Source organism: Gordonia soli NBRC 108243, assembly GCF_000334455.1.
Taxonomy (GTDB): Bacteria; Actinomycetota; Actinomycetes; order Mycobacteriales; family Mycobacteriaceae; genus Gordonia; species Gordonia soli.
On the sequence record NZ_BANX01000025.1, the window covers coordinates 56,798 to 79,658 of the forward strand.

At 67.8% G+C, this 22,861-nt stretch carries 19 protein-coding genes; 11 read left to right on the forward strand and 8 right to left on the reverse strand.

Annotated features, from left to right (window positions below; genetic code table 11):
- The first annotated feature begins 30 nt into the window (after window positions 1–30).
- The 4 genes from glnA (GS4_RS16525) to GS4_RS16540 all read left to right on the forward strand — a co-directional run bounded on the left by glnA (GS4_RS16525) (window position 31) and on the right by GS4_RS16540 (window position 6,134).
- Window positions 31–1,371 carry a type I glutamate--ammonia ligase gene (gene glnA / locus GS4_RS16525; protein ID WP_040510828.1) on the forward strand — a complete coding sequence of 447 codons (1,341 nt, stop codon included), beginning with the start codon at window positions 31–33 and terminating at the stop codon, window positions 1,369–1,371.
- Window positions 1,372–1,498: 127 nt separating this feature from the next.
- On the forward strand, window positions 1,499–4,537 hold the full coding sequence (locus tag GS4_RS16530; protein ID WP_174344026.1) for a bifunctional [glutamine synthetase] adenylyltransferase/[glutamine synthetase]-adenylyl-L-tyrosine phosphorylase: 3,039 nt from the start codon (window positions 1,499–1,501) through the stop codon (window positions 4,535–4,537).
- Window positions 4,534–5,487: an endonuclease/exonuclease/phosphatase family protein gene (locus tag GS4_RS16535; RefSeq protein ID WP_007622590.1), complete on the forward strand. Its 954-nt coding sequence runs from the start codon at window positions 4,534–4,536 to the stop codon at window positions 5,485–5,487. Before GS4_RS16530 ends, GS4_RS16535 begins: the two co-directional genes overlap by 4 nt.
- Entirely contained in the window at window positions 5,484–6,134 is a 651-nt protein-coding gene (locus tag GS4_RS16540) for a biliverdin-producing heme oxygenase (RefSeq protein WP_007622591.1), read from the forward strand. Before GS4_RS16535 ends, GS4_RS16540 begins: the two co-directional genes overlap by 4 nt.
- A gap of 345 nt (window positions 6,135–6,479) precedes the next feature.
- Here the strand turns inward: GS4_RS16540 and glnA (GS4_RS16545) are convergent, their stop codons facing one another.
- Window positions 6,480–7,913 (reverse strand): type I glutamate--ammonia ligase, encoded by a 1,434-nt coding sequence (gene glnA, locus GS4_RS16545; protein WP_007622592.1) that lies wholly within the window; start codon window positions 7,911–7,913, stop codon window positions 6,480–6,482.
- A gap of 290 nt (window positions 7,914–8,203) precedes the next feature.
- On the opposite strand from glnA (GS4_RS16545), the gene GS4_RS16550 reads away from it, so the two are divergent.
- Window positions 8,204–8,707 (forward strand): RDD family protein, encoded by a 504-nt coding sequence (locus tag GS4_RS16550; RefSeq protein WP_007622594.1) that lies wholly within the window; start codon window positions 8,204–8,206, stop codon window positions 8,705–8,707.
- Window positions 8,708–8,728: 21 nt separating this feature from the next.
- Here the strand turns inward: GS4_RS16550 and GS4_RS16555 are convergent, their stop codons facing one another.
- Window positions 8,729–10,300 carry an amino acid permease gene (locus tag GS4_RS16555; protein WP_083862752.1) on the reverse strand — a complete coding sequence of 524 codons (1,572 nt, stop codon included), beginning with the start codon at window positions 10,298–10,300 and terminating at the stop codon, window positions 8,729–8,731.
- Window positions 10,301–10,555: 255 nt separating this feature from the next.
- On the opposite strand from GS4_RS16555, the gene GS4_RS16560 reads away from it, so the two are divergent.
- The 5 genes from GS4_RS16560 to GS4_RS16580 are packed head-to-tail and all read left to right on the forward strand — an operon-like array spanning window position 10,556 to window position 15,700.
- Window positions 10,556–11,923: a glutamine synthetase family protein gene (locus tag GS4_RS16560; RefSeq protein WP_007622615.1), complete on the forward strand. Its 1,368-nt coding sequence runs from the start codon at window positions 10,556–10,558 to the stop codon at window positions 11,921–11,923.
- On the forward strand, window positions 11,910–12,683 hold the full coding sequence (locus GS4_RS16565; RefSeq protein WP_007622618.1) for a gamma-glutamyl-gamma-aminobutyrate hydrolase family protein: 774 nt from the start codon (window positions 11,910–11,912) through the stop codon (window positions 12,681–12,683). Before GS4_RS16560 ends, GS4_RS16565 begins: the two co-directional genes overlap by 14 nt.
- Window positions 12,680–14,044, forward strand: a complete 1,365-nt coding sequence (locus tag GS4_RS16570; RefSeq protein WP_007622619.1) for an aldehyde dehydrogenase family protein — start codon at window positions 12,680–12,682, stop codon at window positions 14,042–14,044. The genes GS4_RS16565 and GS4_RS16570 overlap by 4 nt, the downstream gene beginning before the upstream one ends.
- 43 nt (window positions 14,045–14,087) lie before the next feature.
- Window positions 14,088–14,873, forward strand: coding sequence for a 3-oxoacyl-ACP reductase (locus GS4_RS16575; protein ID WP_007622620.1), 786 nt, complete (start codon window positions 14,088–14,090; stop codon window positions 14,871–14,873).
- Window positions 14,874–14,896: 23 nt separating this feature from the next.
- Window positions 14,897–15,700, forward strand: a complete 804-nt coding sequence (locus tag GS4_RS16580; protein WP_007622621.1) for a FadR/GntR family transcriptional regulator — start codon at window positions 14,897–14,899, stop codon at window positions 15,698–15,700.
- Window positions 15,701–15,767: 67 nt separating this feature from the next.
- Here GS4_RS16580 and GS4_RS16585 read toward each other — a convergent pair whose 3' ends face one another.
- Window positions 15,768–16,577: an oxidoreductase gene (locus GS4_RS16585; RefSeq protein WP_007622623.1), complete on the reverse strand. Its 810-nt coding sequence runs from the start codon at window positions 16,575–16,577 to the stop codon at window positions 15,768–15,770.
- 111 nt (window positions 16,578–16,688) lie between these two features.
- Between GS4_RS16585 and GS4_RS16590 the strand changes: the two genes are divergently transcribed.
- A complete protein-coding gene (locus GS4_RS16590) occupies window positions 16,689–17,378 on the forward strand; it encodes a MarR family winged helix-turn-helix transcriptional regulator (protein WP_007622630.1) in 690 nt (229 codons plus the stop codon).
- A 92-nt stretch (window positions 17,379–17,470) separates the two neighbouring features.
- On the opposite strand, the gene GS4_RS16595 is transcribed toward GS4_RS16590, so the two are convergent.
- Genes GS4_RS16595 through sucB form a run of 5 tightly spaced genes read right to left on the reverse strand, consistent with a single transcriptional unit; the run spans window position 17,471 to window position 22,762 of the window.
- Window positions 17,471–18,214: a DUF4191 domain-containing protein gene (locus tag GS4_RS16595; protein ID WP_007622631.1), complete on the reverse strand. Its 744-nt coding sequence runs from the start codon at window positions 18,212–18,214 to the stop codon at window positions 17,471–17,473.
- Window positions 18,215–18,244: 30 nt separating this feature from the next.
- Window positions 18,245–19,312, reverse strand: coding sequence for a lipoyl synthase (lipA, locus tag GS4_RS16600; RefSeq protein ID WP_007622632.1), 1,068 nt, complete (start codon window positions 19,310–19,312; stop codon window positions 18,245–18,247).
- The gene (gene lipB / locus GS4_RS16605; RefSeq protein ID WP_007622633.1) at window positions 19,309–20,037 is read right to left on the reverse strand and encodes a lipoyl(octanoyl) transferase LipB; all 729 of its coding nucleotides are present in this window, start codon (window positions 20,035–20,037) and stop codon (window positions 19,309–19,311) included. The genes lipA and lipB overlap by 4 nt, the downstream gene beginning before the upstream one ends.
- Window positions 20,024–20,917, reverse strand: coding sequence for a TIGR01777 family oxidoreductase (locus tag GS4_RS16610; RefSeq protein ID WP_007622634.1), 894 nt, complete (start codon window positions 20,915–20,917; stop codon window positions 20,024–20,026). The genes lipB and GS4_RS16610 overlap by 14 nt, the downstream gene beginning before the upstream one ends.
- Window positions 20,918–20,923: 6 nt before the next feature.
- The gene (gene sucB, locus GS4_RS16615; RefSeq protein WP_007622635.1) at window positions 20,924–22,762 is read right to left on the reverse strand and encodes a 2-oxoglutarate dehydrogenase, E2 component, dihydrolipoamide succinyltransferase; all 1,839 of its coding nucleotides are present in this window, start codon (window positions 22,760–22,762) and stop codon (window positions 20,924–20,926) included.
- Window positions 22,763–22,861: the final 99 nt, after the last annotated feature.

Here is a 22,861-nt window from a genome sequence, read left to right on the forward strand (position 1 = left end):
ATTTAACAGGCTACTTCTAATGTCCGGGACATGGATCGCCAAAAGGAATTCGTGCTGCGGACCCTCGAAGAGCGCGACATCCGATTCGTTCGATTGTGGTTCACCGACGTCTTGGGATACCTGAAATCCGTGGCGATCGCGCCGGCCGAACTCGAAGGCGCGTTCGCCGAGGGCATCGGCTTCGACGGCTCCGCGATCGAGGGCTTCTCGCGGGTGTCCGAGGCCGACACCGTCGCCAAGCCCGATCCCTCGACCTTCCAGATCCTGCCCTGGACCACCTCCAGCGGCCGCCATCACTCGGCGCGCATGTTCTGCGACATCGCGATGCCGGACGGTACCCCCAGCTGGGCCGACTCCCGACACGTGTTGCGCCGCCAGCTGAACAAGGCCGCCGACCAAGGCTTCAGTTGCTACGTCCACCCGGAGATCGAGTTCTTCCTCCTCAAGGAGGCGCCCCTGGACGGCAGCGTGCCGGTGCCCGCCGACTCGGGCGGCTACTTCGATCAGGCAGTCCACGACTCCGCACCGAACTTCCGTCGCCACGCCATCGACGCACTGGAGTCGATGGGCATCTCGGTGGAGTTCTCGCATCACGAGGGTGCGCCGGGACAACAGGAGATCGACCTCCGGTACGCCGACGCATTGCTGATGGCCGACAACGTGATGACCTTCCGATACGTCATCAAGGAGGTCGCGATCGGCGAGGGCACCTGGGCGACCTTCATGCCGAAGCCGTTCAGCGAACACCCCGGCTCGGCGATGCACACGCACCTGAGCCTGTTCGAGGGTGACACCAACGCCTTCCACAACCCCGACGACCCGATGCAACTGTCGACGACCGGCAAGAAGTTCATCGCCGGCATCCTGCATCACGCACACGAGATCAGCGCTGTCACCAACCAGTGGGTCAACAGCTACAAGCGACTCATCCACGGCGGTGAGGCCCCGACAGCCGCCACCTGGGGTGGAGCCAACCGCTCGGCACTCGTGCGGTTGCCGCTGTACACCCCCAACAAGGCGTCGTCGCGACGCATCGAGGTCCGCAGCCCCGACTCGGCCTGCAACCCGTACCTCACCTTCGCTGTGCTGCTGGCCGCGGGACTCAAGGGCATCGAGGAGGACTACGACCTGCCCGACGAGGCCGAGGACGATGTCTGGGCCCTCACCCCGGCCGAGCGTCGGGCGATGGGGTACCGCGAACTGCCCGGCAGCCTGGCCGATGCGCTGAACGAGATGGAGAAGTCCGAACTGGTCGCCGAGGCCCTCGGCGAGCATGTCTTCGACTACTTCCTGCGGAACAAGTGGGCCGAGTGGACCAACTACCGCAGCCTGGTCACGCCGTTCGAGCTCCGCAACTACCTGCCGCTGTAACCATTTGCCGCGGTGACGGCGCCGACGGTTCGCCGCTCGACGGTATAGGTGGCCGCTGACCGGTCGCGTACACGCCGGTAGGAGCACCGCCAGGTGACATCTGGCCCGCGCCCGCTACCTTTTGGGTGTGACATCGATTCCTGGACGGGGGCGCGCCCGCGTGCCCAGCGCCGGCCGCCTCGGGCTGTTGGAGCCGTCGGCGCGCGCCGACCTCGCCGACCTCGGGTGGTCCAACGAAGAGAGCGTCGACGTCCTGTGGTCGTTGTCGAGGGCACCCGACGCCGATCTGACGCTCCGCACCCTGATCCGGCTGCACGCCGCGCTGTCGGCACAGGAGTGGTCGGAGATTGACGAACTCCTGCGGACCGACAAGGGTTTCCGCGGTCGACTCTTCGGGGTGCTCGGGTCCTCCGACGCCCTCGGCGACCACCTGGCCGCCGAGCCGTCGGGGTGGCGACTCCTGGTGCCCGCCGAACTCCCGGACATCGACGAGGTCTACCGGCGGATGCTGGGTGCGGTCGACGCGCAGCCCGACACCACGGGGCCTACCGGTGCCGGAGATCCCGAGCGGCCCGACAAGATCTATCGTGCAGGCGTCACCGGGCCACCCGCGGTCATCGCGCTACGGACCGCCTACCGCGATCTCGTCCTCCAGTTGGCCGCACACGATGTCGCCCCGACGGTCGAGGACGAGCCCGTCATGTGGCTGTCGGAGGTCGGCGGACGCCTGTCCGACCTCGCCGACGCGGCCCTCACCGCATCGTTGGCCGTCGCGATCGCGGAGGTGTGTGGTGACGACCCGCTGTCGGTGCGGCTGGCCGTCATCGCGATGGGCAAATGCGGTGCCCGCGAACTGAACTACGTCAGCGACGTCGACATCGTCTTCGTCAGTGAGCCGGCCGACGGGACCTCGGCGCGCATCGCGGGTGAGTTGATGCGAGTCGGTTCGATGGCGTTCTTCGAGGTCGACGCCGCACTGCGCCCCGAGGGCAAGGCCGGTGCACTGACCCGCACCCTGGAATCGCATCTGGCCTACTACAACCGGTGGGCCAAGACGTGGGAGTTCCAGGCCCTGTTGAAGGCCCGCGCGATGACCGGCGACCTCGCCCTCGCCCAGCAGTACATCGATGCCGTGGAGCCGCTCATCTGGCATGCCGCCGAGCGCGAGGACTTCGTGCCCGAGGTGCAGTCGATGCGCCGGCGTGTCGAGTCGCTGGTGCCCGAGGATCAGCGGCATCGCAATCTCAAGTTGGGCAGCGGCGGCCTGCGCGACGTCGAGTTCGCGGTGCAGCTCCTGCAGATGGTCCACGGTCGGGTCGACGAGTCCCTGCGCGTGCAGTCGACCGTCGACGCACTGGGGGCGCTGACCGCCGGCGGTTACGTCGGTCGCGACGACGGCGCGAATCTCGCTGCGTCGTACGAGTTCCTCCGGCTGCTGGAACACCGACTGCAACTGCAGCGGCTGAGTCGTACGCATCTGCTGCCGGAGTTCGACGACGAGGCGAACATGCGCTGGCTGGCGCGCGCCGCGCACATCCGTCAGGAAGGCGAGCTCGACGCGCCAGGGGTGCTACGTGAGGAATTGCGCCGGCAGAGTCTCCGAGTGCGTCGACTACACGAGAAGCTCTTCTACCGACCGCTGCTGGATGCCGCGACGCGGTTCAACACCGACGAGTTGACGCTGTCGGACTCGTCGGCCGAACGTCGCCTGTCCGCGCTCGGCTACGCGATGCCTGACCGCGCGCTCAACCACATCCGGGCACTGGCGTCGTCACCGGGCCGCCGCGGCCAGGTGCAGTTGCTGATCCTGCCGGGGTTGCTCGAATGGATCGGCCGCACACCGGATCCCGATGCCGGACTGTTGAACTACCGTCGTTTGTGCGACGAGATGTCGAATGCGGACTGGTTCCTGCGGTTGCTGCGCGACGACGGTGTGGTGGCCGAGCGCCTGATGAAGGTGCTGGGCACGTCGGAGTTCATCGCCGACCTGCTGATGCGCTCGCCCGAGGTGATCCACCTGTACTCCGACGGCGCGAACGGACCGAAGCTGTGCGACACCCGTCCGTCGGATGTGGCTCGGGGTCTGATCGCCTCCACGGTCCGCCAGCCGGATCTGAAACGTGCCGTCGCCGCGGCACGTTCGCATCGGCGCGCCGAACTCGCGCGCATCGCGTCGGCCGACATCCTCGGCATGATGGACGTCCCGGACGTCTGCGAGGCCCTGTCCCGCGTATGGGCCGGCGTCCTCAACGCCTCGCTGACCGTGGTCATCGCGGAGTCCGAGCGGGAACGGTCGGAACCCGCGCCCGCGCAGATCGCGGTGATCGGGATGGGACGACTCGGCGGTGGTGAACTCGGCTACGGCAGTGATGCGGACGTGCTGTTCGTCTGTCGACCGAATCCGGACGTCGACGAGTCCGCGGCGGTGCGGTGGTCGCAGACCATCGCCGAGAAGGTCCGCACCATGCTGGGTTCGCCGAGTGCCGACCCGCCGCTGGAGGTCGACACCGGCTTGCGGCCCGAGGGCCGCAACGGCCCGGTGGTGCGCACTCTCGCAGCGTATGCGGCCTATTACGAGCAGTGGGCGCAGCCGTGGGAGATCCAGGCGCTCCTGCGTGCGCACCAGGTGGCCGGCGACGAACAGCTCGGCATCGACTTCCTGCACATGGCCGATCGCATCCGCTACCCCGAGGGCGGGGTGTCGGCGGATGCGGTGAAGGAGATCCGTCGGATCAAGGCGCGCGTCGACTCCGAGCGTCTTCCGCGCGGGGCGGATCCGGCCACCCACACCAAACTCGGCCGTGGTGGGCTCGCCGACGTCGAGTGGACCGTCCAGCTGATGCAGCTCCGGTACGCGCACAGTCATCCGACGCTGCACAACACCTCGACGCTCGAGTCGCTCGATGCCATCGGGTCGGCGGAGCTGCTCTCGGAGAGCGACGTGAGCTTGTTGAAAGAGGCATGGCTGACCGCGACCAAGGCGCGCAATGCCTTGGTCCTGGTGCGTGGCAAGCCGGTCGATCAGCTACCCGGTCCGGGTAAGCAGCTGCGTGCAATCGCCTACGCGGCCGGATGGCCGGAGGACCAGGCTCCCGAGTTCCTGGACAACTACCTGCGGGTCACCCGTCGTGCGAAAGCGGTGGTACGCAAGGTGTTCGGCGCATGATCTTCCGAGCTCTCGGGTTCCTGACCTTGATGGTCGGATGGGCTTTGGTGGCCGCCACCGGCCTCGCGATCTGGTTGCACTACTACCCGTCACGCGGCGATCTGGCGCTGTACCTCACCAGCGCGGTTCCCTTCGCCCTGGTCGCCGGCGCCGTGGCGATCCTGCTGTTCGCAGCTTTCCGACGGTGGTTCATGTTGCTCATCGCGCTGGTCGTCACGGCGGGCGTCGCATTCACCCAGGCCCCGCTGTTCATCGCGCGGACCGCGCCCACCGGAGGTGAGCCGATCACGGTGATGTCGTCGAACGTCCTGTTCGGCGGCGCCGACATCGACGAACTCGCCGAGCGTGTCCGCAGCGAGGACGTCGACTTCCTCTCGCTGCAGGAGGTGACCGCCGAGACACTGGATCGCGTCCGGCGCAGTTCCATCGGTGCCCAATTGCCGCACATCCACGCGATTCCCGGCGTCTACGCGGCCGGGACGGCGATGTTGAGTCGGTTCCCGCTCACCGAGCAGGCCGAGGTGCCCGACACCGTGTTGCGTAACCTGACCGCCCGCACGGATCTGCCCGGTGCGCCGGCGACCCAGATGCTCGCGCTGCATCCGGCAGCACCGTTGCGTGGCAAGGTGCACTACTGGGTCGAGGACATGGAGAAGCTCGACGCGCACCTCGCCGCAATGCCTGGCGGTCGCGCGATCGCGGCGGGCGACTTCAACTCCACCTGGGATCACGCCCGATTCCGCGGTCTGCTGCGGCACGGGTTCCAGGACGCGACGGATCAGTCCGGTGCCGGATTCCAGCCGAGCTATCCCACTGATCGTCTCGGTCACCGGCCCTTCATCGCCATCGATCACGTCATCGTGCGCGGATTCGTCGCTACCTCCCTGCACACGTTCACGCTGAGCGGTTCCGATCACCGCTCGGTGGTGGTAACACTGGTGCCATCATGACGACGTCCGCCGAGTCCACCTCCATCTCGGCCGGTCTGCGCGCCGCGACCGCGGTGGCGCACGAACGCGCCGAGAGCGCCACGTTCGTCGACGATCTGCTGTCGGGACGCGCGGACCTGGACGCGTGCCGCCAGCTGCCCGGGCAGCTTTACTTCGTGTACCAGGCATTGGAGACCACCGGCGATGCACTCGCCACGGACCCGATCGCGGGGGCGGTGGTCGACGAGCGCCTGCGTCGGGTACCCGCCCTGCTCGCCGACCTCGCGGCGCTGGGGGTCGACCCCGACGCGTTGCGGCCGCTGCCCGCCGTCGCACGCTACGCGGCCGCGATCGAGTCGACCCGGGACGATCCTGCCCGGTTCGTCGCACACCACTACACGCGCTACCTCGGCGACCTGAGCGGGGGACAGGTGGTGGCGCACCGGATGCGCCTGCACTACGGACTCGGTGACGACGCGGTGAACTTCTATCGGTTCGACGGCATCGACAAACTGAAGCGCTACAAGGACTCCTATCGCGACCGCCTCGATGCGCTGGACATCGACGACGCTGCACGCGATCGGTTGCTGGCCGAGGCCGTACGGGCCTTCGAGTACAACGAGGCGATGTTCGCCGACCTGTCTGTCGGGGAGTCCCGCCCGGCGTGATGTCGCGGCGTCCGGGTGTCGGTGCCGGTTCTGTTGGGCGGTCGTCGGGGCACAGGTCGCGGTTCTCGGACTGGTGACACCGGAGCGGTCTGAGCTGTGCGCATTCCACAGCGTGGCTCGCTCAGGTGTCAGAAATCCGGCGGAGCGAGGGCGCGGCCCCGTTCCAGGGTACGAGCTGCCATACGGTCCGGGGACTGCGGGACATCGTCACCACCGCGGTGTGAGCGAGAAGCCGCGACGATTATTGTCGCGGCCTGCCGCTCACACCGTGCTGACGACCAGAACCCCCGACAACGCCGAACGCCCCGGAGCGGACTCCGGGGCGTTCGGTTGTGGCGCGTCAGATCACACGTCGTAGTAGAGCGAGAACTCGTACGGGTGCGGACGGATCTGCACCGGCTCGATCTCGTTCTCACGCTTCAGCGCGATCCAGGTCTCGATCAGGTCCTCGGTGAACACGCCACCTGCGGTGAGGTAGTCGTGGTCCTGCTCGAGGCGGTCGATGACCGCGGGGAGCGAGGTCGGGGCCTGCGGGATGCCCTTGGCTTCCTCCGGCGGGAGCTCGTAGAGGTCCTTGTCGACGGGCTCGTGCGGCTCGATCTTGTTCTTGATGCCGTCGAGTCCGGCGAGCATCTGCGCCGCGAAGGACAGGTACGGGTTGCCCGAGGCGTCCGGCGCGCGGAACTCGAGGCGCTTGGCCTTCGGGTTGTTGCCGGTGATCGGGATGCGGACGGCGGCCGACCGGTTGCGCTGGCTGTAGACCAGGTTGATGGGGGCCTCGTAACCGGGGACCAGTCGCTTGTAGGAGTTGATGGTCGGGTTGGTGAACGCCAGCAGCGACGGTGCGTGGTGCAGGATGCCGCCGATGTAGTAGCGCGCCAGATCCGACAGACCTGCGTAACCGGCCTCGTCGTGGAACAGCGGCTTGCCGTCCTTCCACAGCGACTGGTGGGTGTGCATACCCGAGCCGTTGTCGCCGAAGAGCGGCTTCGGCATGAAGGTCACCGACTTGCCCTGCTGCCACGCGGTGTTCTTGACGATGTACTTGAACAACTGGACGTCGTCGGCGGCGTGCAGCAGCGTGTTGAACTTGTAGTTGATCTCGGCCTGACCGGCGGTGCCGACCTCGTGGTGCCCGCGCTCGAGGATGAACCCGGCGTTCTGCAGGTTGGTCGAGATGTCGTCACGCAGGTCCACATAGTGGTCGTAGGGCGCGACGGGGAAGTAACCACCCTTGGGGCGGACCTTGTAGCCGAGGTTCGGGCTGCCGTCGGGATCGGTCGGGGAGCCGGTGTTCCACCAGCCCGACTCCGACTCGATCTCGTAGAAGGTGCCGTTGATCTGGGAGTCGAAGGACACCGAGTCGAAGATGTAGAACTCGGCCTCGGCGCCGAAGAAGGCGGTGTCGGCGATGCCAGTGGAGGCCAGGTAGTCCTGCGCCTTGCGGGCGACGTTACGCGGGTCGCGGCTGTAGGCCTCGCGGGTGAACGGGTCGTGGACGAAGAAGCTGACGTTCATCGTCTTGGCCTTGCGGAACGGATCGATGCGCGCGGTCGCCGGGTCCGGCAGCAGCATCATGTCCGACTCGTCGATCGACTGGAAGCCGCGGACCGACGACCCGTCGAACGCCAGGCCGTCTTCGAAGACGTCCTCGTCGAAGGCCGATGCGGGGATCGAGAAGTGCTGGGTCACACCGGGCAGGTCGCAGAAGCGGATGTCGACGTACTCGACACCTTCCTTCTTGATGCCCTCGAGGAGTTCTTCTTTACTGCTGTACACCGTGCGGTGCTCCTTCTCTGTTTCGCGGGTGGCAGGGACTCTGACACGCCTCAGCCGCCACCGGGTTACAGCAGCGGACCTCAGCCATGAACCGTATGGACGCGAGGTTGCCCAGGCGTCAAGCCCGTGTTTCTCCTGTGTTACACAGACCGGCGTCGGGACACCTCTACTATTGCCGATCGCCTGCACGGCGTATGCGGTAACCCCGTCGAGGTGTGATGTGGGCCCCGGCGAGCGGGTCCCCGACAGCGAGTCGGCGACGTCCGATTCGCGACATCTACGATGGTCACATGGGACGAATCACCGGATCGTGGCTCTCCGGACCGCAGGCCGGAGCAGGTAACCAGCCCGACGTCGAGTACCGCGGCGAGGACCTGGGCCTGCCCGAGTCCGGACCGGGTGCCCTGGCCGGCGGTTGGCAGCGCGTGCTGGCGCTCATGGTCGACTGGCTCCTGTCCGGCGGCATCGCGCTGTTGTTCGTCGACTTCGGTTCCCCGATCATCGGCACCACCGTGCTGGGCGTGTGGTTCGTGATCGGCGTCGTCTCGATCACCTTCTTCGGTTTCACACCGGGACAGTTCGCTGTCGGGCTCCGCGTCGCGCGTGTCGACCACGGTCCCGAGCGCGGCGCGGCAGAGGCCAGGGGAGAGGTGCCGCCGGCAGCCGTCGGGATCATCCGGGCACTCGCCCGTCAGGTGTTGATCGTGTTCCTGGTGCCTGCGCTCATCAACGACTACAACGGGCGGGCGATGCACGACCGCGCGACCGGGACCGGGCTGGTCCGCACCCGCTGAGTCGTGCCCGCGGTTGGGGCATCAGTCGGTCTTGCCCTTCAGAATCTCGTCCTCGATGGTGCCGCCGAGTCCTTCTGACTCCGGGTCGAACCCGTGCAGGCCGCCGGTGACCGCGTACTCCTCCTCGGGGGACAGCACCAGCCGGTGCCGTCCGTACAGTCCGAAGACCAGCAGCCCGATCACGTAGAACACGACGATGGCGATCACCGCGGACCGGTAGTCGGGATTGATCAGCACGCCGACGAAGGTGATCGCGGCGATGACGAAAGCAACCACGGCGCCCGCGATTCCGACCGGGCTCCGGTAGGGGCGTCGGGCCTTCGGGAACTTCCGGCGCAGGAGCACGAACGACACCATCTGCAGCATGTAGGCCAGTACCGCGCCCCACACTGCGATGTTGAGGACGATGGCACCGGCGCCGGAGATCCAGTACTCGATCACCAGCAACGCGACGAAGCCGATGACCGCCCCGGCCAGCAGGGCCACATAGGGCGTCTGCCGGGAACCGGTCAGTGACAACACCTTCGGGTAGTAGCCCGCCCGACTGAGTGAGTAGAGGTTGCGTCCGTAGGCGTACATGATGCCCTGCAGGCTGGCGAGCAGACCGATCAGCGCGAAGGCCGACAACACCGATGCCCATCCTGACGGCAGGAACGATCGGAAACCGTCGAGCAGCGGCTCGTCGGAATCGCCCAGTGCAGCCGACCCCGTGACCGCCGGGTTGAGGAAGAACACGATCGCGGCGCAGCCGACCAGCGTGACGAGTCCCCAGATCCCGGCGCGCGGGATGTCCTTGGTCGGCTCGTGCGCCTCCTCGGCAGCCAACGGCAGTTCCTCGATGCCGAGGAAGAACCACATCGCGAACGGCAGGGCATACAGGATGCCCATCACGCCGAACGGCAAGAAGTCGCTCGCACCCGCCTTGCTCTCGTCCGGTGCGATGTCGAGCAACTTGCCGAAGTCGATCGCGCCGTGCGCGACGGCCAGGATCGCGAAGAGCACCAGGATGCCGATGGAGACGACGGCCACGATGATCGCGAACCGGAAGGACGCCTCGGCGCCCCACGAGTTCAGGGCGATGAATATGGCGTAGAGGATGATCCACCACACCCAGGCGGGCAGGCTGAGACCGAACAGGTCGTCGGTGATCGCGTTCGCGTAGGACGCCGAGAAGTAGACGACGACGCCGGTCGTGAAGACGTACTCGATGGTCTCGGCGAAACCGGTGATGAAGCCGCCCCACGGGCCCATCGCGGCACGCGCGAACGAATACGCGCCGCCGGTGTGCGGCATGGCCGCCGACATCTCACCGATCGAGAACAGCATGCCGAAGTACATGATCACGATGATCAGCGCGGCCACGCCGAGTCCGCCCCATCCGGCCTGGCCGATCCCGTAGTTCCAGCCCGAGAAGTCACCCGAGATGACCGCCGCGATGCCGATACCCCAGATGCCCCAGAACCCGGCCGTCCGCTTGAGCTGGCGCTTCTCGAAGTACCCTGCCTCGGCCTGGCTGTAGGTGGCACCGGCCGAGGTCATCCTCGATGCGCCCGGAGAGGGCGTCGATGCGGCGGCGGACGTGTCTTCTGCCATGGGTCGCTCCTCGCAGGTGCCGTTGAGGGCATTCGTGCCCCGCGGGCCCGGCATGGCTCCGCTGCTAAGGCAGAATAGGGCTCCAAAGGTCGGCTCACCCACCTTTGACGGAAACAATCCCGTTAAATTCGCCGAGCTGACCGCGGTGACGAGGTGTCCAATGGTTGACTGTGGCCACGCCCGGCCGCTGTCGCCGGAGTACATCCCGACAGCGGCCGGGTCCAGATGACGGGTATCCGGCGACGAGGAGAGCTGATGGCGGGCGGTACCGGTGGGCTGACCATGATCGAGCTGCAGACGATGGTCGACGCGGGCGAGATCGACACCGTCATCGTCGCCTTCCCGGACATGCAGGGGCGTCTCACCGGCAAGCGGGTGTCGGCCCGTCTGTTCGTCGAGGAGGTCGCCGCACACGGCGCCGAGTGTTGCAATTACCTGCTCGCGGTGGATGTCGAGATGAACACGGTCGACGGCTACTCGATGTCGAGCTGGGAGACCGGCTACGGCGACATGGTGATGACCCCGGACGAGTCGACCCTGCGTCGGCTCCCCTGGTTGCCGGGTACCGCGTTGGTGATGGCCGATCTCAGCGGCACCGACGGTCCGCCGATCAGCGTCGCGCCGCGGTCCATCCTCCGTGCCCAGATCGACCGACTCGCCGACCGTGGGCTGGTGCCCTACGTCGGCACCGAACTCGAGTTCATGGTCTTCGACGACACCTATCGCGAGGCGTGGGCGAAGAAGTACCACGATCTGACACCTGCGACCGACTACAACGTCGACTACGCCATGCTCGCGTCCACCCGCATGGAGCCCCTGCTGCGTGACATCCGGCTCGGGATGGAGGGCGCGGGGCTCTACTGCGAAGGCGTGAAGGGGGAATGCAATCTCGGTCAGCAGGAGATCGCGTTCCGGTATGACCACGCCCTCACCACCTGCGACAACCACACGATCTACAAGAACGGCGCCAAGGAGATCGCGGACCAGCACGGCAAGAGCCTCACCTTCATGGCGAAATACGATGAACGCGAGGGCAACAGCTGCCACATCCACATCAGCTTGCGGGACGCCGACGGCGCTGCGGTGTTCGCCGACGAATCGGCACCGCACGGGATGTCGACGATGTTCGGGCACTTCGTCGCGGGCATCCAGGCGAGCCTGCGGGAACTGACGCTCTTCTATGCGCCGAACATCAACTCCTACAAGCGTTTCGTCGACGGGAGCTTCGCGCCGACGGCAGTGGCGTGGGGGATGGACAACCGGACCTGCGCGCTGCGTGTGGTCGGTCACGGCCCGGGGATGCGGGTGGAGTGTCGGGCGCCCGGCGGCGATGTGAACCAGTACCTTGCGGTGGCGGCTCTGATCGCGGCCGGCCTCGACGGCATCGATCGCGAACTGCCACTGGCCGACCCGGCTGCGGGCAATGCCTACAGTGGCGGGGCGGAGCGGCTGCCCACCACCCTGCGGGAGGCGGCCGAACTCTTCGCCGGATCGGAGCTCGCGGCCGCGGCGTTCGGCGCGAACGTGGTGGAGCACTACCGGAACAACGCAGCGATCGAACTCGCCGCCTACGATGCGGCGGTGACCGACTGGGAGAGGGTGAGAGGGTTTGAGCGACTCTGACCGGCCGCCGCTCGTCGGGCTGACGACCTACCTCGAGCAGGCTCGGACCGGCGTCTGGGACGTCAGCGCCAGCTTTCTGCCGCGGATCTACTTCGACGGCGTGACACGGGCCGGCGGTACCGCGATGCTGCTCCCGCCGCAGCCCGTCGACACCCCGATCGCCGAGCACGTGGTCGCGCGGCTCGACGCCCTGATCCTCACCGGCGGTAAGGATCTCGACCCCTCGAGTTACGGACAGTCGGCGCACCCGACCACCGATGAGCCGCGGACCGATCGCGACGCATGGGAGTTCGGACTGCTCGACGCCGCGTTGCGACGCGGACTCCCGGTGCTGGGCATCTGCCGCGGCGCCCAGGTGCTCAACGTCGCTCTCGGCGGAACCCTGCATCAGCACCTTCCCGACGTACTCGGACACTCGCGCCACCAGGCGGGCAACGCCGTGTTCACCACTTCGCGCATCACCGTGACCGCGGGCACGCGCCTCGGATCGCTGCTCGGCGACGCCGTCGAGGCGCAGTGCTACCACCACCAGGCCATCGATCGTGTCGCCGACGATCTAATCGTCTCCGCCGTCGACGCGGAGGGAGTGATCGAGGCGGTCGAGCGGCCGGGTGAGCAGTTCGTGCTGGCCGTCCAATGGCATCCGGAGGAGACGCTCGACGACCTCCGACTGTTCCGAGGGGTCGTCGACGCCGCTGCCAGACACCTGGCGACACCCCCGGGCAACCGCGCGAACGACCATCAGGAGGTGGATGCGTGACGACGATCGACATCGTCAACCCGGCGACCGAGGAGACGATCTCGGTACTCGAACTGCTCGATGCGACCGCGGTCGACGAGGCGGTCGCTCGCGCGACGTCGGCGCAGCGGATCTGGGCGGCCCTTGCACCGGCCGAGCGAGCTGAACGGCTTCGGGGTTTCGCCGACACCGTCGCTGCGCATCAGGGCGAGCTCGCCGACCTCGAGGTCAGCAACTCCGGACATCCGATCGGGCAGGCGACCTGGGAGGCCGGGCACGTCCGCGACGTCCTCGAGTACTACGCGACGGCCCCGGAGCGCTTGTCGGGCAGACAGATCCCGGTTGCCGGAGGCATCGACATCACCTTCGCCGAGCCGATCGGGGTGATAGGGGTGATCACCCCGTGGAACTTCCCGATGACGATCGCCGCATGGGCGTTCGCGCCCGCACTCGCCGCCGGCAACGCAGTGCTGGTCAAGCCGGCCGAGTGGACGCCGCTGACGATGCTCCGGCTTGCAGAGCTGGCCGTGAGCGCGGGACTCCCGGACGGGTTGTTGCAGACACTGCCGGGACGGGGAGATGTCGTGGGGGACGCACTGATCACGCATCCCGGTGTCGGCAAGGTCGTGTTCACCGGATCGACCGCGACCGGCACCCGGGTGATGGAGCGGGCGGCCGAGAGCGTCACCCCGGTGACCCTGGAACTCGGCGGCAAGAGTGCGAACATCGTCTTCGCCGACAGCGACCTCGAGCGTGCCGCCGCCACCGCTCCGTACGGGGTGTTCGACAACGCTGGTCAGGACTGCTGCGCCCGGAGTCGAATCCTCGTGCAGCGCACCGTGTACGACCGCTTCATGGAGTTGTTCGAGCCGGCGGTCGCCGGTGTCACGGTGGGCGATCCGCGCGCGGAGTCGACCGAGATGGGACCCCTGGTCTCCCGGGCGCACTGGGAGAAGGTGTCGTCCTATGTACCCGACGATGCTCCCGTCGCCTTCCGAGGAAGTGCCCCGACGGGACCTGGTTTCTGGTTCCCGCCCACGGTGCTGACCCCGGCGGCGTCGGATCGAACGGTCCGCGACGAGATCTTCGGTCCGGTGGTGACCGTCCAGACGTTCGCCGACGAGGCCGAGGCGATAGCGCTCGCCAACGACACGCCCTACGGTCTCTCGGGATCGATCTGGACCGAGAACCTGTCCCGGGCGCTTCGGGTCACGCGGGCGGTGGCGGCCGGCAACCTGTCGGTGAACTCGCACTCCTCGGTCCGATACTCGACGCCGTTCGGTGGCTTCAAGCAGTCCGGGATCGGCCGTGAACTCGGCCCCGACGCCCCGTTTGCCTTCACCGAGACCAAGAACGTCTTCATCGCCGTCGCCGACGCATGACGATCGCACGCAGACGGCGCAGCATCACCGACGAAGGGAAACCATGAGCAACACAGTCGATCTCACCCAGCGACTCGCGGGCAAGGTCGCGGTGATCACCGGTGGTGCCAGCGGCATCGGCCTGGCCTCGGCCCGTCGCATGCACGCCGAGGGCGCCACCATCGTCATCGGTGATCTCGACCCGGAGGCCGGTGCGCGGGTCGCCGATGAACTCGACGGTCTGTTCGTGCCGGTGGACGTCGCCGACGGCGACCAGGTCGACGCCCTCTTCGACACCGCCGCCGAGCGATACGGCAGCGTCGACATCGCATTCAACAATGCCGGTATCTCGCCGCCCGAGGACGACCTCATCGAGGTCACCGGAATCGACGCCTGGCAGCGCGTGCAGGACGTCAACCTGACGTCGGTGTACCACTCCTGCAAGGCGGCGCTCCGGCACATGACCCCGGCCGGTCGGGGATCGATCATCAACACCGCCTCGTTCGTGGCGGTGCTGGGCTCGGCGACATCGCAGATCTCGTACACGGCGTCCAAGGGTGGTGTGCTCGCCATGTCCCGCGAACTGGGCGTCCAGTACGCCCGCCAGGGCATCCGGGTGAACGCTCTCTGCCCCGGGCCGGTGAACACCCCGTTGCTCGAGGAGTTGTTCGCCAAGGATCCCGAACGCGCTGCGCGACGGCTGATCCACGTGCCCGTCGGGCGATTCGCCGAACCGGAGGAACTCGCCGCATCGGTCGCCTTCCTCGCCAGCGACGACGCGTCGTTCATCACCGCGTCGACCTTCCTGGTCGACGGCGGGATCAGTTCCGCGTATGTGACCCCGCTGTAGTCGACCCGGTAGCGGACAGGCCGATGGCGGATAAGTCGATCGCAGACAGGGTGGGGACCGACTCGGGCCCGGAGGAGGTCGAGGCGACGCATGCGTCGGTCGGGGCCCCGCTGTCGGATGCACTGCTCATCCCGGTCCGGCCCGCGAATGCCTTCGAGGAGACCGTCGGTCGGCTCCTGCAGATCATCCGACTGGGCGTGGTGGCGCCGGGTGGGTCGTTGCCGCCCGAACGTGAGCTCGCGGGTCGGCTCGGTGTGAGTCGGGATACGGTGCGCGAGTCGATCAAGTCGCTCACCGAGGCGGGTTACCTCACCTCCCGCCGTGGCCGGTACGGCGGGACCTTCCTCACCGAGACGCCGCCCACACCGCGCACCGAGCCGGCGGCGGTGGATCAGGAACCGATCAGTCGAGCAGCCATCGACGACGTCTTGCGGGTCCGGGAGATCCTGGAGGTGGGCGCGGCGCGGATGGCGGCGACCCGGACCTTCACCGCGGCCGAGCGAGAGCAGCTCTGGTCACGGCTCACCGACCTCCGGGGCGCCACCGACGCCGACTACCGCCGGCTCGATTCTCGTCTGCATCTGGCGATCGCGGAGGCTGCCGGGGCCCCGAGTCTGGTCGGCATGGTGGCCGACAACCGGATGCGACTGAACCGGATGCTGGACCAGATCCCGCTGCTCACCCGCAACATCGCCCATTCCGACGAGCAGCACGAGGCCATCGTGATCGCGATACTCACCGGCGACGCGGAGTCGGCGGGTGCAGCCATGGCGACCCACGTGGACGGCAGCGCCACGCTGTTGCACGGTTTCCTCGACGAGGTCTGACCCGGTTTGTGGCACCGCTGCGCGAATCGGTGCCGTCGCTCCCGAGTCGACCCCCGTGCGGCGTCGACTACCGGTAACGGGTGTCGGCCGCCCGCTCGGCGTATGCATCCAGCTCGGTGCGCTGGGATGCCAGCTTGGTGCGAATCCGTTCGATCGCCTCCGGACCGAGCGGAAGTCGCAGCGGCGGTTCGGGCTCGGCCAGTACGTCGACGATGATCTCGGCCGCTCGGCGTGGGTCGTTCGGCTGCTTGCCGTCCTGCTCACCGAATCGGGCGCGCAGGGCGCCGGCGGGGGAGTCGGCGTAGTCGGCGATGGGGTCCGCATGCCGGATCGAGCGCCCGGCGAAGTCGGTGCGGAACGGACCGGGCTCGACCAACGTGACTCCGATGTTCCAGGGTGCGACCTCACCGGCGAGCGCCTCGGACAGGCCCTCGAGCGCGAACTTCGACGTCGCGTACGCCGCATGGCCCGGATTCCCGACGACACCGCCGACGGACGACATGGCGACGATGTGCCCCGATCGTCGCGCACGCATGTGGGGGAGCACCGCGCGAGTGGTGCGGAGGACGCCGAACACGTTGGTGTCCAGCACGTCTCGCAGGTCGGTGTCGGACAGCTCCTCGACGGCGCCGATGAGGCCGAACCCGGCGTTGTTGACCAGGACGTCGATCTGTCCGTGGCGGCTCAGCGTCGCCTCGACGGCTGCGTCGATCGATGCCTGATCGCCGACGTCGAGCGCGAGTGCGGTGTCGAAGCCGGTGAGGGACGACGGATTGCGAGCGGTCGCCACCACGGTGTGCCCGCGCTCGGCTGCCACCTCGGCGATCGCGCGTCCGAATCCGGCCGACGTGCCGGTGATCAGCCATACCTCGCCCATGGTGACGCCTCACTCTCGTTTGTTGTCGTCGGAGATCGCCGGACGAGACTCCGACATCAGGTACCTTGACATTCAAGCAATGCGATACCTTGAGTGTCAAGGGAGATGTGAGTGAGTGGTCAGGACGCGATCGACGGTGCCGCTGAGGCGCGCTCGATCGAGCGACGAGGTCTTGGGATCCCGCGCGATGCGGTGGATCTGAGGGTTCCGCTCGACACCTCGGACCTCCGACCGTCCGCGGACACCGCGGAACGGGTGGGGCCGGTCGATTCCGTGAGTCGGGAGATAGCGGAATGGGTCGACGTCATGGACGATGTCGACCGGCCGGTGGAGGAGGCGCGGCAACGCATCGGCCGTCTGGCGCGGCTTTTCGGCGCCACCATGGAGGACATCGCGAGCGACTGCGACCTCAGTCTGGGGGATTGCGAAGCTCTGTCGGTGATCGTGCGGGCCGGTGGGCGATGCACCCCGACCGAACTGGGTCAGACGCTCGGCCTCACGTCCGGCACCGTGGCGACGCGCCTGCGACGGCTCACCGCAGCCGGTTCTGTCGAAGCGGATACGTCTGCGGCAGATGGTCGTTCGCGGCCGATCGTCGTCACCGCGGCCGGACGGGAGCGGTGGCGGGCCGCCACCCGACGGCGAACGGATGCCGAGGCAGCCCTGTTCGCGACACTGTCGTCGGCCGATCTGGACACCCTGAACGCGCTGTTGCGTACGCTGCTGGCGAGGTACGAGGCGACGCTGGGACCCGCCCCGCGACACGATGGGGGGAGAACCCGCGGACCGTCGGCGCGCTGATCACGGGGCGCTCGTCGGACAACGAGCGGGGCAGTGGTCCAGCGGACCGCGAACCGGCCGTCGGATGTGGAGGAAGAGCCGCGGAGTGTCGGTCAGCGACGCCGCGCGGCACGCTGCATGCTGCGCATCTTGGCGTTCGACGGCAGCGGTCCCTTCGGCATCCCGGGACCGGGAGCCCGGCCGCCCAGCGCGGACAGCCGCCCCTCGAGCGCGTCCATACGCTTGCCGTCGATGTTGCGCGGCAGCTTGTTGAGATGGCGCTCGAGCTTGCTGAGAGGGATCTGGCCGTCCTCGTTACCGACCTGGATCTCGTAGATCGGGGTGTCCCCGACGACGCGGGCGACCTTCTTCTTCTCCTGCGCGAGCAGCGAGCGAACCCGGGTGGGCGCCCCTTCGGCGACCAGGATGACGCCCGGCTTGCCGATGACGCGGTGGATGGCGTCGAGGTGTGCGGTGCCGCTGACGGCCTGTGCGACCCGCCACTGACCGCGCATGTTGCCCAGCGCCCAGCCCGCAGCTCCCGGCTGGCCGTCGGCCTTGGTGTACACCGACTTCTGCACGCGACGTCCGAAGAGGATGAACGCTGCCAGCAGACCGAGCACGATGCCGAGCGGAAGGAGCAGCCAGACCGAGCCGATCAGCAGGCCGATGACGACGAAGACCGCGACGATCAGCGCGAAGAGGCCGACCATATACGGGATCAGCCGCTTGTCTTCCTTCCGCTGCATCTGGAAGGCCTGCCACAGTTGGGAGCGCCGCTCCTTGGAGGCCTTACGCCGAGCAGCTTTCGCCTCGGCCTTCGCCTCTTTGCTTCCGGATGACTGCGCCTTTGCCATGTGCCCAGTTTACGTCGCGCTGATCGGTGGTCAGCGGGCGAGGCGGGTCAGCAGGCTCGAGGCCTCCTGGCTGGCCGAGCCCTCATCGGCGAGATGCGCCATCGCGGGTGCCAGTGGCCGTCCGTGACGTGCCATCGCCTGGGCGTACAGCCGACCGGCACGGTACGACGACCGGACCAGCGGACCGGCCATCACACCTGCGAAACCGATCTCCTCGGCGAACTCCGAGTGATCGACGAACTCCTCCGGCTTGACCCACCGCTCGACGGGATGGTGTCGCGGCGAGGGGCGCAGGTACTGGGTGATCGTCAGGATGTCGCAGCCGGCTTCGTGCAGGTCGACGATGGCCTCCTGGACTTCCTCCGGCGTCTCGCCCATGCCGAGGATCAGGTTGGACTTGGTGACCAGACCGTCGTCGCGCGCCGCGGTGATCACGTCGAGGCTGCGCTGATAACGGAACGCGGGCCGGATGCGCTTGAAGATGCGCGGGACGGTCTCCACGTTGTGCGCCAACACCTCCGGCCGCGAACCGAAGACCTCGGCGAGCTGGTCGGGCTTCGCGTTGAAGTCCGGGATCAGCAGCTCCACACCTGTGTTCGGGTTCAGTTGCTTGATCGCGCGCACGGTCTCCGCGTAGAGCCAGGCACCGCCGTCGGGCAGGTCGTCACGGGCGACGCCGGTGATCGTCGAGTAGCGCAGCCCCATTGCCTGCACGCTCTCGGCGACACGTCGCGGTTCGTCGCGATCGAGGTCGGCGGGCTTGCCGGTGTCGATCTGGCAGAAGTCGCATCGGCGGGTGCACTGCTCGCCGCCGATCAAGAACGTGGCCTCGCGGTCTTCCCAGCACTCGTAGATGTTGGGGCAACCGGCTTCCTCGCACACGGTGTGCAGGCCTTCGCGCTTCACCAGACCCTTGAGTTCGGTGTACTCCGGGCCCATGGTGGCGCGGGTCTTGATCCAGTTCGGTTTGCGCTCGATGGGGGTCTGCGCGTTACGGACCTCGAGGCGGAGGAGCTTGCGACCGTCGGGGGCGGTCGGAGTCGCGCTCGGTGTGCCCGGGGCAGGGGACTGGGTGGTGGTCTCGGGAGGCACGGTCACTGCTCCGATCCTACGCCGGAGGAGATGGTCTCCCGTGGGGGCGAGGCGTCGGCGCCCATCGGGATCCGATCGTCGAGTGCGCTCGTCACCGCAGATCCGACCGCGGCGAGCACCGACGCGACGGTGATCGTCCAACCGAGTTCGTGTGTGAGTGAACTGACACCCGCGTCGGCGATACCGCAGGGGACGATCGCAGAGAACGCCGACAGATCCGGGTCCGCGTTGAGCGCGAAGCCGTGCAGAGCCACCCCGCGTGCCACCCGGATACCGATCTGGCCGAGCTTGCGCTCGCCGGACTGATCGATCACCCACACACCGGAACGGCCGTCGACACGAGTCGTGGACAGTCCGAGATCGGCGCACACCCGGATGAGGGCCTCCTCGAGACGGCGGACGTAATCGACCACGTCCAGCGGCTCGGCCAGCTTGACGATCGGGTAGCCGACGAGTTGTCCGGGCCCGTGCCAGGTGATCCGGCCGCCTCGGTCGACATCGACGACGGGTGCGCCGTTGGTCGGACGGTCCGCGTCCTCGGTGCGCTTGCCCGCGGTATAGGTCGGCGGATGCTCGAGCAGCAAGAGCACGTCGTGGTCGAGCGTGCCGTCCGCGCGTTCGGCCGCCAGTCGGTGTTGGAGGTCATAGGTGGTCGCGTAGTCGACGACGCCCAGGTGTCGGATCTCGACCGGCGTCGAACTCGCGCGTGACGAACGATCAGTTCGTGGCATATCGGAGTCCTGTGGAGATGTCGGGGTGGGTGAAGGTGAACCCGTGCTCGGTCAGCACCTCGGGTACAACGCGCTGACTGGCCAGAATCATTTCCTCGGCCATCTCGCCGCCGACCGTGCGTGCCGCGAAGGCCGGGACGGAGAAGATGGTGGGGCGGTGGACGGCCCTGCCGAACTCCGCGGTGAACTCGCGGAACGGCACCGGATCGGGTGCGGTGAGGTTCACCGGCCCGACGATGTCGGTCCCTGCGCCGTCGAGGAGGTAGCGGATCGCGCGTACCTCGTCGGTCAGGGTGATCCACGAGAAGTATTGGTGCCCATCGCCGATCGGGCCGCCGAGTCCCAGCTTGAAGATGGGGCGCAATCGGCTCAGGAGACCGCCGCGTGGCGCCAGCACCGGCGCGGTGCGGAGGAGGACGAGACGGGTGGACTCGTCGACTCCGCCGCGCGCCGCCGACTCCCAGTCGACGACCAGCCCGGCGAGGAACCCGTCGCCTGCGGCATCCGACTCGGTGGCCGCATGCTCTCCGGTGTCGCCGTAGAAACCGGTGGCACTGGCGCTGACGAAAGTCGGGATGTCGGCGTGCGCGACCGCTTCGGACAGCACGGTTGTCGGCGTGATCCGAGAATCGCGCAGCGCCTGTTTGAAGCGACCGCTCCAGCGTTGGTCGCCGACGCCGACCCCGCCGAGGCCGACCACCGCGTCGACACCTTCGAGACTCTCCGGCGGCACGCCGAAAGTCTCGGGGGCCCAGCTGAACTCGTCTGCGGACAGCGACTCGCGCCGGACCAGGCGAACCACATCGTGACCGTCGGCCCGCAGGGACTCGACCAGTGCGTTACCGATGAGTCCCTGCGAGCCCGCGACGGCGACGCGCATCGCTGCCTAGAGGCCGAGATCCGCGGCGAACTCCGCCTGCTCGAGTCGCTTCTTGACGGTGGTGAGGAACCGACCGGCATCGGCACCGTCGACCAGCCGGTGATCGTAGGTCAGCGGCAGGTAGGACAGTGACCGGATGGCGATGGAGTCCGAGCCGTCGTCGCCGGTGATGACCGCCGGACGCTTCACGATCGCACCCGTGCCCAGCATGGCCGCCTGCGGCGGGACCAGGATCGGGGTGTCGAACAGCGCACCCTGGCTGCCGATGTTGGTGATGGTGAAGGTGCCACCGGCCAACTCGTCCGGCTTGAGGCCGTTGCTGCGAGCGCGCTGCGCGATGTCGGCGATGGCGCGGGCCAGTCCGGCGATCGACAGGTCGTCGGCGTTGTGGATCACCGGCGACAGGAGTCCCTGCTCGGTGTCCACGGCGATGCCGAGGTTGACCTTGCCGTAGTAGGTGATCTCCTTGGCGGCCTCGTCGATCGAGGCGTTCACGTTCGGGTGCACCTTGAGCGCCTCGACCACTGCCTTCGCGATGAAGGGCAGGTAGGTGAGGTTCACTCCCTCGTTGGCCTTGAAGGTCGCCTTGGCGGCGGCGCGCAGCGCGACGATCTTGGTCAGGTCGACCTCGAAGACCTGGGTGAGCTGCGCACTCTCCTGCAACGACTCGCGGGTCTTCTTGGCGGTGATCTGACGGATCCGGTTGATCTTCTGCGTGGTCCCGCGCAGTGCGGCGAGCTCGGGACGGACCTCCGGACCCGGGCCCGATGCGGCCGGTGCGGCTGCCGGTGCAGCAGGTGCCTGCTCGGCGGACTGGGCGGCCGGTGCCTTCGCGGCCTCCGCGGCGGCGAGCACGTCCTGCTTGCGGATGCGGCCACCGACACCGGTGCCGGTGATCGAGTTCAGGTCGACGTTGTTCTCCGACGCCAGCTTGCGCACGAGCGGGGTCACGTACGGGGTCGAACCGCTGTCCGAACCGGCCTTCTCCACCTTGACCTCGGGCGAGCTCGACTTCTGTTCGGCGGCAGCAGGCTTCGCGGGCGACGACGGGGCGGGCTCGGACTTCTTCTCGGGCTCGGGCTCCGGTTCGGCGGCCTTCTCCTCGGCCGGCTCTTCCTTCGGGGCCTCGGCCTGCTCGGTCGGCTCGGGCTCGGGCGCCGACTTCGCCGGAGCCGCATCGGCCGAACCGATCACGGCGAGCTTGCCGCCGACCTCGACGACGTCGTCCTCGTTGGCGACGATCTCGAGCAGCGTGCCGGCCACCGGAGAAGGGATCTCGGTGTCGACCTTGTCGGTGGAGACCTCGAGCAGCGGCTCGTCCGCAGCGACCTCGTCGCCGACCGACTTCAGCCAGCTGGTCACGGTGCCCTCGGTGACGGACTCGCCGAGTTCCGGCATCAGCACGTCGGTGCCCTCGGCGGAACCGCCGCCGGAGCTCGCCGCCGGTGCGGACTCCTGCGCAGGCTCGGCCTGAGTCTCGGATTCCGGCGTCGGGGAGTCCTCGGAACCGGCCGAGTCCTCACCGGCAGGTGCCTGTCCCGCGTCGGCGGAGTCGCCGCCACCGGAAGAGTCGTCGCCCGAGGAGTCTCCGGACGAGGCTTCCTCGCCCTCCTCACCGATGAGTGCGAGTTCGCCGCCGATCTCGACGACGTCGTCCTCCTGCGCGATGATCTTCGTCAGCACACCTGCGGCGGGCGAGGGGATCTCGGTGTCGACCTTGTCGGTCGAGACCTCGAGCAAGGGCTCGTCGGCCTCGACGGTGTCCCCCTCCTCCTTGAGCCACCGGGTGACTGTCCCTTCGGTGACACTTTCACCCAGGGCGGGCATCTGGACGGAGAAGGCCATCGTTGTTGACTCCTCAACTCGACATGGTGGTCTGTGTGGTTTTCGGTGTACCGCGGTGTGTGCGCCGACGATGCACGGGCGGGCGGCGGGTGGCCGTCC